General features: G+C 59.0%; 7 protein-coding genes. 5 read left to right on the forward strand and 2 right to left on the reverse strand.

The window, feature by feature from the left end; all coding sequences use genetic code 11:
* Positions 1-65: 65 nt before the first annotated feature.
* The 3 genes from ACR3XE_RS02595 (at position 66) to ACR3XE_RS02605 (ending at position 4612) form a co-directional block, all read left to right on the forward strand.
* Complete coding sequence (locus ACR3XE_RS02595; protein ID WP_473699141.1) at positions 66-281, forward strand: DUF2093 domain-containing protein; 216 nt, start codon at positions 66-68, stop codon at positions 279-281.
* Positions 282-355: 74 nt separating this feature from the next.
* Complete coding sequence (locus ACR3XE_RS02600) at positions 356-1234, forward strand: M23 family metallopeptidase (protein ID WP_473700259.1); 879 nt, start codon at positions 356-358, stop codon at positions 1232-1234.
* 267 nt (positions 1235-1501) lie between these two features.
* Positions 1502-4612: a TonB-dependent receptor domain-containing protein gene (locus tag ACR3XE_RS02605; protein WP_473699140.1), complete on the forward strand. Its 3111-nt coding sequence runs from the start codon at positions 1502-1504 to the stop codon at positions 4610-4612.
* Positions 4613-4715: 103 nt separating this feature from the next.
* Here the strand turns inward: ACR3XE_RS02605 and ACR3XE_RS02610 are convergent, their stop codons facing one another.
* Entirely contained in the window at positions 4716-5750 is a 1035-nt protein-coding gene (locus ACR3XE_RS02610) for a hypothetical protein (RefSeq protein WP_473699139.1), read from the reverse strand.
* A gap of 443 nt (positions 5751-6193) precedes the next feature.
* Positions 6194-8788 carry an ATP-dependent chaperone ClpB gene (gene clpB, locus ACR3XE_RS02615; protein WP_486185891.1) on the reverse strand — a complete coding sequence of 865 codons (2595 nt, stop codon included), beginning with the start codon at positions 8786-8788 and terminating at the stop codon, positions 6194-6196.
* 131 nt (positions 8789-8919) lie between these two features.
* On the opposite strand from clpB, the gene ACR3XE_RS02620 reads away from it, so the two are divergent.
* Together ACR3XE_RS02620 and ACR3XE_RS02625 are read left to right on the forward strand one after the other, a co-directional pair.
* On the forward strand, positions 8920-11076 hold the full coding sequence (locus ACR3XE_RS02620; RefSeq protein WP_473699138.1) for an acylase: 2157 nt from the start codon (positions 8920-8922) through the stop codon (positions 11074-11076).
* A 104-nt stretch (positions 11077-11180) separates the two neighbouring features.
* On the forward strand, positions 11181-14075 hold the full coding sequence (locus ACR3XE_RS02625) for a M16 family metallopeptidase (protein WP_473699137.1): 2895 nt from the start codon (positions 11181-11183) through the stop codon (positions 14073-14075).
* Positions 14076-14083: the final 8 nt, after the last annotated feature.

Consider the following 14083-nt stretch of genomic DNA (forward strand, 5'->3'; position numbering starts at 1 on the left):
TGTCCGAAACGGACGATGCTGTTATAACCCCCGCGCAAATATCGCTCCAATCTGAAAGCCGACCTATGTTGATCGCCAGCCGCAACCGCCTCGCCCGCCTGCAATATCAGGCCAATGGATTCCGCCTGCTGTCGCCGGGTGACCATGTGCTGTGCGCGGTTACCGGAGTGCCGATTGGGCTAGACGAGCTGCGCTATTGGTCGGTCGAGCGGCAAGAACCTTATGCCAGCGCCGCCATTTCGGTGCAGGCGGCGATTGACGGGATGGGCGACGCCGCATGAGCTTGGCGGCAGGTTGGCCAAAGCTGGTTGGCATATTAGGACTGATGATCGTACCTGGCAGTTGTATTCCCGCCATGGAATCCGCAGCAGTGGCACCCCGACCTCCGGTTCCAGCGCCGGTCGTAACGTCTCCGTCAGCGGCATCAGCGGCTCCGGCAGCCTCCGCGTCTGCTCCGCCTGCTTCGGTGCGCGCGGATTTCGTCCTGCAAGGCGAACCCGAACAGGGACTGGCGCTTCTTGGCCGCGCGCCCACCGATACTGAAACGCTGACGCTTGATGGTAAGCTGATTCCGGTCGCGGATGACGGGACATTCCTGATCGCCTTTGATCGCGATGCCGATACCGGCGCGCATCTTGTCGCAACGCTGACCAATGGGCGGCATGTCGAACGCTATCTGGCGGTCGCACCCGGCAAATGGCGGATCGAGAATATCGACGCGCCGTTGCGGGGCGGGGCCGCCACCAGCGCCGAATTTGCCCGTCGCCGTCCGGGTGAGCTGAAACAGATCAACGCCGGACGCCACGCCAATGCCGATTCGGACGGCTGGCGTCAGCATTTTATCTGGCCGGTCACGGGGCGGCGGTCGGGCTTTTTCGGATCACAGCGAATCTATCGCGGCACACCGGCGAGCTATCATAGCGGTGCCGACATAGCGGTGCCGACAGGGACGCCTTTTGTGGCACCCGCTGATGGAGTTGTCGTTCTCGCTGCCACCACGCCCTTCACGCTCGAGGGGAATTTATTGATGATCGACCATGGTATGGGGCTGAACAGCGTGTTTCTGCATTGCTCGCGGCTCGATGTGAAGCTGGGCGACCGCGTCGTGCAGGGGCAGGTTCTCGGCGCAGTGGGGCAGACCGGTCGCGCGACCGGGCCGCACCTTCATTGGGGCATGAAATGGCGCGACGCCCGCATAGATCCGGCCAAATTGGCCGGGCCGATGCGCGATTGAGAGAAAATGCACAAAGTCTGAATTGATTTTCGACGAAACAATATGTCGTGACTTGACGGGCCTTGAGCATTGTATGTCGTTGGCCGCGCCAGCTGTTGCAAAAACGTCACTGTGGCGGACGAAACGGCCAAAAGACGGTCAAATTCCCTTTACTCAGGATGAATGTGAGGTCATCCCGCATGCTATCGGGGTGGCTATACGCACGGGCTTTCGGGTCTGCGGGTAGATCATCCAGGTAATTTAACCACCAGAGCAAGGGACTGCACTGTGAAGAAAAACCAATTCACCAAGCTGAAATTAAGCGCTGCCCCCATCGTATTGGGCGTCGCGCTAATCTCGGCTCCTGCCTATGCGCAGGATACGTCAGCAGATGCCGCAGGCGGCTTCGCCGACGACACCATCGTTGTCACCGGTTCATTGATTAGCAATCCGAACCTCGAACGATCTTCTCCGGTCAATGTGACCTCGGCAGAAGAAATCCAGCTGAAGGTTTCGACCAACGCAGAAGAGCTGCTTCGTGACGTTCCGGGCCTGGTTTCGGGTATCGGTTCTAACGCCAACAACGGCAACAACGGCACCGCGACCGTCGATTTGCGCGCCCTCGGCTCGAACCGTAACTTGGTTCTGCTCGACGGCACCCGCATCGTCCCGAATGACCTTTCGGGCCAGTTCGACCTTAACAACGTCCCGCTGGCGCTGATCGAACGCGTTGACGTTCTGACCGGTGGTGCATCGACCACATATGGCGCCGACGCGATTGCCGGTGTTGTGAACTTCATTACCAAGAAGGATTTTGCCGGCTTTGAAGCAGAAGCTTCGGAATCGCTCACCGAACAGGGTGATGGCAACATTTTCCGCGTCGATGTCACCCTTGGCGCCAACTTCGACGACGGTCGCGGTAACGTCGTCCTCAGCATGGGCTATCAGGAACGCGACCCGGTATTCCAGGGCGACCGCGACTTCTCCCTGTTTAACGTTGGTTCGTTCGACGGTGCGCCTGGCGGTTCGACAACGACCGTTCCTTCGGCATTTTCTTTTGCCTGTGCGGGGCTGAACCCATGCCCACAAAACGCAACCAACTTCTCGGGCAATAAGCAGGTCAATCCGACAACTGGTGGCTTGAATCCGTCGATCGGTCTTTTCAATTTCAATCCCTTCAACCTCTTTCAGACGCCGTTCCAGCGTTTTAATATCTATGGTGCGGGTCGGTATGAAATCTCGGATGCTGTAGAGGTTTACACGCGGGCGCTGTATTCGAAGAACACAGTGAAAACGATCATTGCTCCGTCGGGCTCCTTTGGTGCCAATCAGACGATCAACCTTAACAACCCGTTTTTGCCGGCGTCCTTGGCGCAATCATTTTGTGACAACAATGACTTTGACCCCAACACACCAGGCATTCAAACTCTGACGCAGGCGCAGTGCGATGCCGGTCGGGCAACAACTTCCGGTCCGACGTTGGCCAATGGTAATCCGAATCCTGATTATCAGACCTTCACGACCAACGTTCGTCGTCGTACGGTTGAAGTCGGTCCGCGTCTGGGCGATTACCAGACCAACCTCTTCGACTATAAGATCGGTTTCCGCGGAGCGGTGACTGATACGATCGATTGGGACCTGTTCGGATCCTACGGCCAAAGCAGCCGTATTCTGACGCAGGACAACTATGTGTTGAACTCGCGCTTTGGTCCAACGCTGCTCACGACCGATGGTGTGACCTGTCTTAATTCGACTGTTGCCGGTTGCGTCCCCGCAAATATCTTTGGTGCTGCCGGCGATATTTCGCCTGCCGCAGCCTCATTTATTCGCGGTCGCAGCACGACCGAACGTCGCGCCTCGCTGGCGCAGGTTCGCGGCACCTTGAATGGTGACTTTGGTCTGGTTTCGCCGCTTGGTGCGTCGGATCCGATCGGCTTCGCCGTTGGCGGTGAATATCGCAACAACACAGGATACCAACAGGCTGACGCCTTGGCTGAACTGCCGGGTGAACTTGGCGGTGCCGGCGGTGCAGCGGTTCCCATCCGCGGGGCCTATGATGTGTATGAAGCGTTCGGCGAACTCATTGTTCCGCTGATCCAGGACAAGCCCTTCTTTGAAGATCTGACGTTGGAAGGCGGTATCCGTTATTCGAGCTATAGCCTCGAAGCACCGGGCAGCCCGTCCTACAATACAACGACGTGGAAGGTTGCTGGTAGCTGGAAGCCAGGCGCAGGGCTCAAGATTCGTGGCGGTTTCAACCGTGCGGTTCGTGCGCCTAACATTTCGGAATTGTTCACCCCGGTCAGCACCTTGTTGACCAACCTTTCGAATGACCCATGCTCGGGTGCGGCACCGGTTTCCGATGCCAATCTGCGGGCGGTATGTCTGGCACAGGGTGCACAGGCATTCCAGATCGGCTCCATTCCGCCGCCGGTTTCGGGTCAAGCCAACATCACCACGGGTGGCAATATCAACCTGCTGCCTGAAACGGCTGACACCTACACTGTCGGATTTACGTTCCAGCCGACCTTCGTTCCCAACCTGGCACTGTCGGTCGATTATTATAATATCAAGATCACCGACGCGATCACGCTGCCCACCCCGGGCGACGTTATCAACGCTTGCTTTGGCAACATCACCGCGGCGTCGGCTTCTGATCCGGCTTGTACTTCCTTCGGACGTAACCCGTCTGATGGTGGCCTGAGCGGCGATCCGTCAGTTACGCCGGGATTGTTCGGTGCCTTGTCCAACTTGGGCACCTTGGCGACCGACGGCGTCGACTTCTCGGTCAACTACAAGCATGACCTTGGCTTCGCTATGTTGCGTTGGAACCTGAGCGGAAACTGGACCAACTCGACGAAGTTCCAGGCAGCACCGGGTTCGGTGAATCGCGAATGCGTTGGCTTCTACAGTGTTAACTGCAGTGCCTTCAGTGGTGCAATTCAGCCGGAATGGTCATTCGCGCAGCGCACCACGCTCGCCTTTGACACGGTCGATGTGTCGCTGTTGTGGCGCTACATTGATGGTGTGCAGTATGAACCTCTGCAGCAGCAGGCCGATGAAGCCGCCGCACTGGCATCGAACGTGGATGCCGCCGGCGTCTTGCTCCCGGTTGCCCAGCAGGGTTGCCCGGACTATCTGGGTGCCGATCCGGGTGGTTGCATCGTTCAGCCGGAATTCCGCCGGATCAAGGCTGCGCATTACTTCGACCTGAGCGCACGCTGGCAGGTCATGGACAATCTGCAACTGACCTTCCTGGTGCAGAACCTGTTCGACAAAAAGCCGCCGATCGTTGGTGCCGACGTTGGTTCGACCACCTTCAACAACGGCAACACCTATTCGTCGACCTATGACGCCCTTGGTCGCCGCTATGCAGTGGCCGCAAAGGTCACCTTCTAAGCGAAGACGAAGCACATAAAAGGAAAGGCGGGCCGCGTTTGGCCCGCCTTTTTTTTGTGCCTACGCGACGACCCTGACCAGACCCACGCACAGAGATGGCGAATCAAGTAAGCGGTGCTGGCAAATCCAACGGGATATTCATCCGCTTCGCCGTGACGCGCGCCCATTCACAGACTTTCGCAATCTCGTCGGCATGGAGCTCAGCGGCGTTGGCATGCTCGGATTCGCGGGCGCTCGCATCAAATTCCATGTCGAGTTTGGAATGGCGCTTGAAGGCCGGACCGGCGAGCGCCATGTCTAACTCAGCGGGACTCAAGTTGAGTGCGAACAATTCACACAGCGCCTTCATCGACGCGGGCTGGTTCGCCAGCAGGTTTTCACTGTTAAGCGATCGCACGCGCGCAGGTCCATATTTGTCTATCAAGGCACCAAATAGCGCCTGCTGGGCCAACCAACCAATCGCGGCAACCTGCAAGTCAGACAGCTGCAATATGTCGTCGCTTGTCATTCCGAAAGGGGCGATCATCTGGTCCTTGATCTGCCCAATCAACAAGGTCCGCACCCATAACCGGCCCCAAAGATTTTTCTTTGCAATCGACCGAACGAACGTTTCGAGCGGCGCATAGAGAAGGAGCGCGCGGGCGTTTGGCCGCATCGCCAACATCGCATCGGCGAGCGCATTTACAATATTTGACGGTTTGACAACTATCGACTCTCCGCGTTCAAACGGTTTGGCGAGCCAATTCATCGATTGATCGAGAACCTGAGCGATCTGGCGCCCATCACCGCCGCGTCGCTTCCATCCGACCAAATCATTCAGGATTACGGGTTCCTTGAGCCCCATCGAATGGCCTTCAATGTCGAGTGCCCGCGCTAACATTGTCGAACAGCAATAGGCCGAATGAAAAATGAAATGCACAGGAGCGGGCTGCGCGACGACCCGTTGCGTGTCGCTTCGGCGCAGCGTGACGGCCGGCGCATCTTCGGGCAAATGTTCCGCCGTAAGAAACGTGCATTCGCGATGCAGCGAACGCGGCACTGTCAAAAATTGAAAATGATCATTTGTTTCGTCATATCGATGCAGCAACCAGTTTGGGTCGGTCACCAGCTGGCGCAAATATTGGTCAAAATCGGTCATACTGTTTTTTGCCTGCTCGGGCCGGGTGGTTCAACTACAAACCACGTTTATTGATTGCAGAACATCTATCGAGACGGTATTTGAACGGCCAAGATAAGGAGTAGCTATGAAAATCTTGCTTCCCATCGCACTCGCAAGTTTGTGTGTTTCGCTGCCCGCTGCGGCAAAGGACGATCCGGCTAGCGACGCTACGACGCAACCTGCCGCTGGTAAGACAGCCGCGGCTGACACCAAGAGCAAGTCCGACGACGACGTTGTGAAATGCCGGAAAATTGCGGTTACGGGGTCACTGATCACACGGAGGAAGGTCTGTAAGACCATTGCCGAATGGCGCGAATCATCGAGGTCAGGCAACCGTGAGGCGCGTGACATGGTTGATGCTGCCAATCAGGGTGCTACCAGCGGAAAATAGCGTGACCGGTTACAGGTGCGATTTGACCCAGTCAGCTCTTGGCCTCTAGAGCGACCGAAAGCGTCAACGCTCCGTCGCCTTCGTCGACCTTGACCGTCGCACCGTCCATCAGCTCGCCTTTCAGGATCAAGTCAGCCAGCGGGTCTTGCAGATATTTCTGCACCGCGCGCTTCAGCGGGCGTGCGCCATAGACGGGGTCATAGCCGACACGGCCAAGCCAGGTGCGTGCGGCGTCGGTCAGGTCGAGCGTGATTTTCCGGTCATTGAGCAGCTTTTGCACCCGCGCGACCTGAATATCGACGATGCCGGCCATGTGCTGGAGCGCCAGCCGATGGAACAGGACAATCTCGTCGAGGCGGTTCAGAAACTCGGGCCTGAAATGCGCGCGCACGACTTCCATCACCGCAGGTTCGGCGTCTTCGACCGGCGCGTCGTCGGGCAGCGCGGCAATCGCCTGACTGCCGAGATTTGATGTGAGGATGATCAGCGTATTGGTGAAATCGACCGTGCGGCCTTGGCCATCGGTCAGCCGCCCATCATCGAGCACCTGAAGCAAGATGTTGAACACATCGCCATGCGCCTTTTCGACCTCGTCGAATAACACGACCTGATAGGGGCGGCGGCGGACCGCTTCGGTGAGCACGCCGCCTTCTTCATAGCCAACATAGCCCGGAGGTGCGCCGACCAGCCGCGCGACGCTGTGCTTTTCCATAAATTCGGACATGTCGATGCGCACCATCGCGCCGTCATCGTCGAACAGGAAGCGAGCGAGTGCTTTGGTGAGTTCGGTCTTGCCGACACCCGTGGGACCGAGGAAGAGGAAGCTGCCGAGCGGGCGGTCGGGGTCTTGCAAGCCAGCGCGTGACCGGCGCACGGCGGTCGATACGGCGCGCACGGCTTCGTCCTGGCCGATGACACGCTTGGTCAGATGATCTTCCATCGCGAGCAGCTTTTCGCGCTCGCCCTCCAGCATCCGGTCGACCGGAATCCCGGTCCAGCGGCTGACCACGGACGCGATATCGTCGGCGGTCACTTCCTCGCGCAGCATGGCGTTGCCGGCGGCGGTCTCGGCCTCCTCCAGCTTCTTCTCCAGATCAGGGATGGTCCCGTAACTCAGCTCTCCCGCCTTGGCGAGGTCGCCCGCGCGCTGTGCCTGCTCCAGCGCGCTGCGCGCTGCGTCGAGCGCTTCCTTGATCTTGGCCTCGGCGTGGATTTTTTCTTTTTCGGCCTGCCAGCGCTGGGTGATTTCGGACGATTGTTGCTCGGCATTGGCCAGCTCGCCGCGCAGGGTTTCCAGCCGGTCGACCGAAGCGGCATCGCTTTCCTTGCTCAGCGCCGATTCCTCGATTTTCATCTGGATGATCCGCCGGTCGAGCGATTCAATCTCGTCGGGTTTGGATTCAACCTCCATCCGGATGCGGCTCGCGGCCTCATCCATCAGGTCGATCGCCTTATCGGGCAGGAAGCGGTCGCTGATATAGCGGTTCGACATCGTTGCGGCAGCGACAATCGCTGCGTCGGTGATCCGCACCCCGTGGTGCAGTTCATATTTTTCCTTCAGTCCGCGCAGGATCGAGATCGAATCCTCGACCGTCGGCTCGCCAACCACAACGGGCTGAAACCGCCGCTGCAACGCAGGGTCTTTCTCGACATATTTGCGATATTCATCGAGCGTGGTTGCTCCGATGCAATGCAATTCGCCGCGTGCCAGTGCTGGTTTGAGCAGGTTCGACGCGTCCATCGCGCCCTCGCCTTTGCCCGCACCGACCAGCGTATGCATCTCGTCGATGAACAGGATGATCTCGCCATCGGCGGCTTTGACATCGTCGAGGACGCCCTTCAACCGCTCCTCAAACTCGCCGCGATATTTGGCACCCGCGATCAGCGACCCCATATCGAGCGAAAGCAGACGGCGGTCCTTCAAGCTGTCGGGAACATCGCCATTGGCAATCCGCAACGCCAGCCCCTCGGCAATGGCCGTCTTGCCGACGCCGGGTTCGCCGATCAGCACCGGATTATTCTTGGTCCGCCGCGCGAGGATCTGGACCGTGCGGCGGATTTCCTCATCGCGGCCGATCACGGGGTCGAGCTTGCCGTCGCGGGCGACTTCGGTGAGGTCGCGGGTGAATTTCTTGAGCGCTTCATAACGGTCTTCTGCGCTCGCGGTGTCGGCGCTACGCCCGCCGCGCAAATCATTGATGGCGCTGTTGAGCGCCTCGGCTTTTAGCCCCGAGTCGGCAAAGGCTTTGCCGACGGCCGTGCTGCTCGCCAAGGTCATGGCGAGGAGTAGGCGCTCGACGGTTACATAGCCGTCGCCTGCCTTGGTCGCGACCTGTTCTGCCTGATCGAGCAAGCGAACTGCGTCATTGTCGAGTCCGGGTGTCGCTTGCGCGCCTGACCCCGATACGGCGGGAACCTTCGCCAACAGCGTGTCGATGCCTTCTACGGCGCGTTTGGGGTCGCCGCCGCTCTTGCGGATTAATCCGGCCGCCATGCCATCGCTATCCTCCAGCAAGGCCTTGGCGACATGTTCGGGGCCGATTCGCTGATGGTTCATGCGGATCGCAATCGTCTGCGCGGCTTGCAAAAAGCCTTTGGCGCGGTCGGTAAATTTTTCGAGGTTCATTGATGATTCCCTATGGACGTAGGGGAAAGATAGTGTTGCAATTGTGCAACACAAGGGGAGGCCTTTTCCCTGTCCGATATTTGCGCCATGACATGACGCAAGCAACAAAATTCGGGATGGGACACAAGATTATGCGCAAGTTTCTGATGGGGTTCCTTGTCCTGATTGGCGTATGCGCGCTGGGGCTGGCGGTATGGGAGCCGCTTGCCGCGACCCCGCCCGCGACGCCAGCCTTCACCCCGAGCGACGTCAAGATCGCCCGCGATAGCTATGGCGTGCCGCATATCTTTGGTAAAACCGACGCCGATGTCGCCTATGGCGTCGCCTTTGCCCATGCCGAGGATGATTTTTCGACGCTGCAGGAAGTGCTGGCGATGACGCGCGGGCGCGCCGGTGCGATGCTGGGGGCGGATGGCGCAAAGATCGACTTTGCCGAGGCGTTGCTCGACGTCCGCAAGACGACGGCGCGCGACTGGCCGCAGCTGCCCGATGACGTGCGACTGTTATTCACGGCTTATGCGGCGGGGCTCAATCATTATGCCGAGAAGCATCCTGACGAGGTGCGGCTTAGCAAATTATTCCCGGTCACCGGCGAAGATGTGGTTGCTGGCTTTGTCCTGCGCTCACCCTTTTTCTTTGGCCTCGATTCCACGCTCGGCGCATTGATCGATGATAAGCCGATGGGCCGCGAAGGCGGTCCGGCGCTCGATGCGACCGGCAAGATCATTCCAGCCAATGATACGCCTGTGGGCAGCGACCCCGAATCCAATGGCTCCAACGGCATGGCGGTTGCGCCGTCGCGGTCAACCGATGGCGCGACGCGGTTGGTGTCCAATTCGCACCAGCCCTGGACCGGCGGTGTCGCCTGGTACGAACTGGTCGTCCATTCCGAGCAAGGATGGGATTTTGCCGGTGCCAATTTCCCGGGGTCGCCATACCCCTTGCTTGGCCATAACAAATATCTGGGGTGGACCAACACGGTGAACCGTCCCGACCTTATCGATATCTACAAGCTGACCCTCGACGAAAGCGGCGACAATTACCGCTTTGATGGCGCATGGCGTCCGCTGGAAAAGAAACGCATCTGGCTCAAGGTCAAATTCGGCCCCTTTGTCGTGCCGGTGCCGCGCACTATTTATCGTTCGATTCAGGGGCCGGTGATCAAAAATGCCAAGGGGGCGTTTGCGATCCGCTATGCGGGAATCGATCAGGCCAAGATGGTCACCCAATATTACCGGCTGAACAAGGCGCGCAATTTTGCCGAGTGGAAGGCTGCGATGGCGGGGCAAGGCGTGCCCGCGACCAATTTCATCTATGCCGATGCCAAGGGCAATATCGGGATGTTCTATAATGCGATGTTCCCCGATCGCCAGCCGGGGTTCAACTGGCGCGGCATCCTGCCCGGCGACACATCGGCCGATTTGTGGACCAAGACGCTGCCGTTCGACCGTGATCCGGCACTGGTTAATCCGGCATCGGGTTATGTCATCAATGCCAACAACACGCCCTATGTCGCGGCGGGGCCGGGCGACGAACTCGACCCGGCGGCCTTTTCGCCCTTGCTGGGGATAGAGGATGACATGACCAACCGCGCGCGGCGTTTGATCGATCTGTTCGAAGCGTCGGGCCAGATTGACGAGGCGCGGCTCAAGGCGATTAAATATGACACCGCCTATGCCCATGCTGGATATTCGAAGGCATGGATGGATCGCATAATGGCGCTCGACCTTCACGATGATGCCGAGCTGTCCAAGGCGCAAAGCCTGCTCAAGGCATGGGACTGGAACCTCGACGGCAAAGGGCAGGGCGACGCGCTGGCGCTGATGGTGCTGCGTCCGGCGAACAAGGTCCATTATCAACGCACCACGCCCGAGCCAGACCCGCGTGCGGTCCTCAAAGCGGCCGCCGACCATCTGCAGAAATATTTCGGTAATCTGGACCCCAAATTGGGTAGCGTGCTGCGGTTGCGTCATGGCGAGGGGAAATATCGGATCGACCTGCCGCTTGATGGCGGCAACGATACGATCCGTGCATCGACCTTATGGGATGCAGAACCCGACGGGCGTTTGAAGGTGCGCCACGGCGACAGCTTCATCATGTTTGTGACGTGGGACAAGGCGGGGAAGGTGCATTCGGAATCGATCCAGCCTTTCGGTGCCGCAACGACGCGGCCCGCCAGCCCGCATTATAATGATCAGGCTCCGCTGTTCGTGCGCCATCAGCTCAAACCTGTGCTGTTCGATCCCGCCGCGCTTTGGGCGACCAAGCCGCGGACTTACCGTCCTTGAAAGCGGCGTCAGACTGTCCTAAGCTGCTGATACAGCGCCGTTCCCGGCTATCGGTCGCCCCAGGCCGATATATTTCTCCCCTCCTTGCCATCAGAAGGATGCTCATGACCCGTTTTCATCACATGGTCCTCGCCCTTGCCGCATCGACCGCGCTCGTTGCCGCCGGTCCTGCGCTCGCCAAAGCCAAGGGCAGCGAGCCCGCGCCCATCGCTGACCTCATCAAGGCGGTCGACATTCCCTATCAAAGCTTCACCCTCGACAATGGCCTGCGGGTCATTGTCCATGAAGATCATAAGGCGCCCGTCGTCGCGGTGTCGGTATGGTATCGCATTGGTTCCAAATATGAACCGGCTGGCAAAACCGGCTTTGCCCATTTGTTCGAGCATTTGATGTTCAACGGGTCGGAAAACGCCCCCGACGATTTTTTCAAACCGTTGCAAGAGGTTGGGGCAACCGATTTTAACGGCACGACCAGCGTCGATCGCACCAATTATTTCGAAACCGTGCCGACCGGCGCGCTCGACCGGGCACTGTTTCTGGAAAGCGATCGCATGGGCCATTTGCTTGGCGCGATGACGCAGGAGAAGCTCGATAACCAGCGCGGTGTTGTCCAGAATGAAAAGCGTCAAGGCGACAATCGCCCCTATGGCTTGCTGCGGTACGAGATTTTCGAAAATCTGTTCCCGAGCGGCCATCCCTATCACCACAGCACCATCGGTTCGATGGGGGACCTCAATACGGCGAGCCTCGACGACGTCAAAAAATGGTTCACGGATAATTATGGCCCGAACAATGCGGTGCTGGTGCTCGCTGGCGACATTGATCTTGCCACCGCAAAGGCCAAGGTCGGCAATTGGTTCGGCGACATCCCGCGCGGCCCGGCGGTTCAGCCGGTCACTGCGTCGGTGCCGACCTTGCCCGCCCCCTTTGCCAAGGAAGTGCATGACCTGATTCCGACCACGCGCATCTATCGCATGTGGGCGATTCCCGGTCTGAACGATCCCGATTCGGTGCCGCTGCAAATGGGGATGAGCGTATTGGGCGGCCTGTCGAGTTCGCGGCTCGACAATGCGCTGGTGCGCAAAGACCCGGTTGCGGTCAGCGTCGCAGCTTTTGCCCAAAGTTTTGAGGATGCCGGAATTCTGCTCGTACAGGCGGATGTTAAGCCGGGCGTCGATCCCGAAGTGGTGGGCAAGCGGCTAGACGAAGAAATTGCGGCCTATCTGGCGAGCGGCCCGACGGCCGATGAGTTGCAGCGCGCGGCGGCCAGCTATTTGGGCGGTTCCATTGCCGGACTCGAATCGGTGGGCGGCTTCGGCGGCAAGGCCGTCGCACTGGCCGAAGGTGCGCTCTATTCAAACGACCCGGGTTATTACAAAGTCGAGTTGAAGCGCATGGCGGACGCTACCCCCGATCAGGTCAAGGCTGTGGTCGACAAATGGCTGTCGCGCCCCGCCTTTTCGCTGACCTATTCCCCCGGCGAACGGACCGAGGGTGGTGAGAATCGCGGCGGGGCGGTGATCGGGGACAAGGCAAATTCGGCGGTTTCGCCTGATCACTATTGGAATCCCGATCTGGGCGATGTTGGCCCGGCGCTCGGTTCGGCCAGCTATGCGCCCGACCGGTCGCACATGCCCGATGTCGCGGCGCTGAAATCTCTCGACTTTCCGACCATCGAGCGCGCGAAGCTCAAAAATGGCATCGAGGTTGTATTCGCGCGGCGGGCGACGGCGCCGACTGTCAATGTCGCGGTTAGTTTCGATGCTGGCTATGCCGCCGATCCGCATGATGCGCTCGGCACCCAGTCGCTGATGCTCAACCTGATGGACGAAGGCACCACCCACCTCGATTCGATCGCCTTTGCCGAGGCGAAGGAACGGCTGGGGGCACAAATTGACGGGTCGGCAAGCGATGACGATACGGTGTTCAGCCTGTTCGCGCTGAAACCTAACCTCAGTGCGTCGCTGGGCCTGCTTGCCGATTATATCGAGAACCCGGCCTTTGACAGCAAAGAGCTGGAACGGGTGCGGGTGCAGCAGCTCAACCGCATCAAATCGGAATTGAACAGCCCCAACGCCATCGCCTCGCGCACCCTGATGCCGATCCTTTATGGACCGGGTCATCCCTATGGCATCCCGCCGTCGGGTCTGGGCAGTGCCGATGCGGTTGCCGCCGCGACGCGCGATCAGCTCACGGCTTTCCATCAGCAGTGGATCCGTCCCGACAATGCCCGCATCTTTGTCGTCGGCGATACGACGCTGGCCGAAGTGACCAAATTGCTCAACGCCAATCTGGGTGCATGGAAAGCGCCAGCGACACCGAAACCGGTCAAGGATTTCGATGTTGCGATACCCAAGCCTCAGCCGCGTATAATCCTTGTCGACCGGCCAAAGTCCCCGCAATCGGTGATTTTGGCGGGCAAGGTTTTGGATGCCAAAGGCACGGACTCGCTGGAAGTGTTGCGCGCCGCCAATGAGGTTTTCGGGGGCAGCTTCCTGTCGCGCATCAACACGAACCTGCGTGAGACCAAGGGTTGGTCCTATGGCGTGCGGAGCGGAATTTCTGCCGACACGGACCGGTTGGCAATGACAATCTCCGCGCCGGTTCAGGCCGACCGGACCGGCGATTCGATTAAAGAGTTGCGGAATGAACTTACCGCCTATTTGGGAGATAAGGGGGTCACTGCCGAAGAGCTGCAGCGGACCGTCAACGGCAATGTTCGCGAACTGCCCGGCCAATTTGAAACATCGGGCGATGTGCTCCGCGGATTGCGGTCGATCGTCAAATTTGATCGCCCCGATGATTATTATGAAAAATTGGCAGCAACCTATGAATCCATGACGGCACCCGAAATTGACGCTGCGGCACGCAAGTCATTCAGCGTGGATGACCTGGTCTATGTCGTGGTTGGCGATGCTTCGGTGGTCAAGCCACAGCTTGACGGGTTGGGCCTGACCGTTGAAACAGTCTCTGCCGCAAAAGATTCCGAAACGAAATAACCCTAAGG

This window comes from Sphingopyxis sp. 10G20-10 (assembly GCF_057365075.1).

Coding starts and splice junctions, on each gene's coding strand:
- ACR3XE_RS02595 (WP_473699141.1), top strand. CDS start 66: ATGTTGATCGCCAGCCGCAACCGCCTCGCCCGCCTGCAATATCAGGCC.
- ACR3XE_RS02600 (WP_473700259.1), top strand. CDS start 356: ATGGAATCCGCAGCAGTGGCACCCCGACCTCCGGTTCCAGCGCCGGTC.
- ACR3XE_RS02610 (WP_473699139.1), bottom strand. CDS start 5,750: ATGACCGATTTTGACCAATATTTGCGCCAGCTGGTGACCGACCCAAAC.
- clpB (WP_486185891.1), bottom strand. CDS start 8,788: ATGAACCTCGAAAAATTTACCGACCGCGCCAAAGGCTTTTTGCAAGCC.
- ACR3XE_RS02620 (WP_473699138.1), top strand. CDS start 8,920: ATGCGCAAGTTTCTGATGGGGTTCCTTGTCCTGATTGGCGTATGCGCG.
- ACR3XE_RS02625 (WP_473699137.1), top strand. CDS start 11,181: ATGACCCGTTTTCATCACATGGTCCTCGCCCTTGCCGCATCGACCGCG.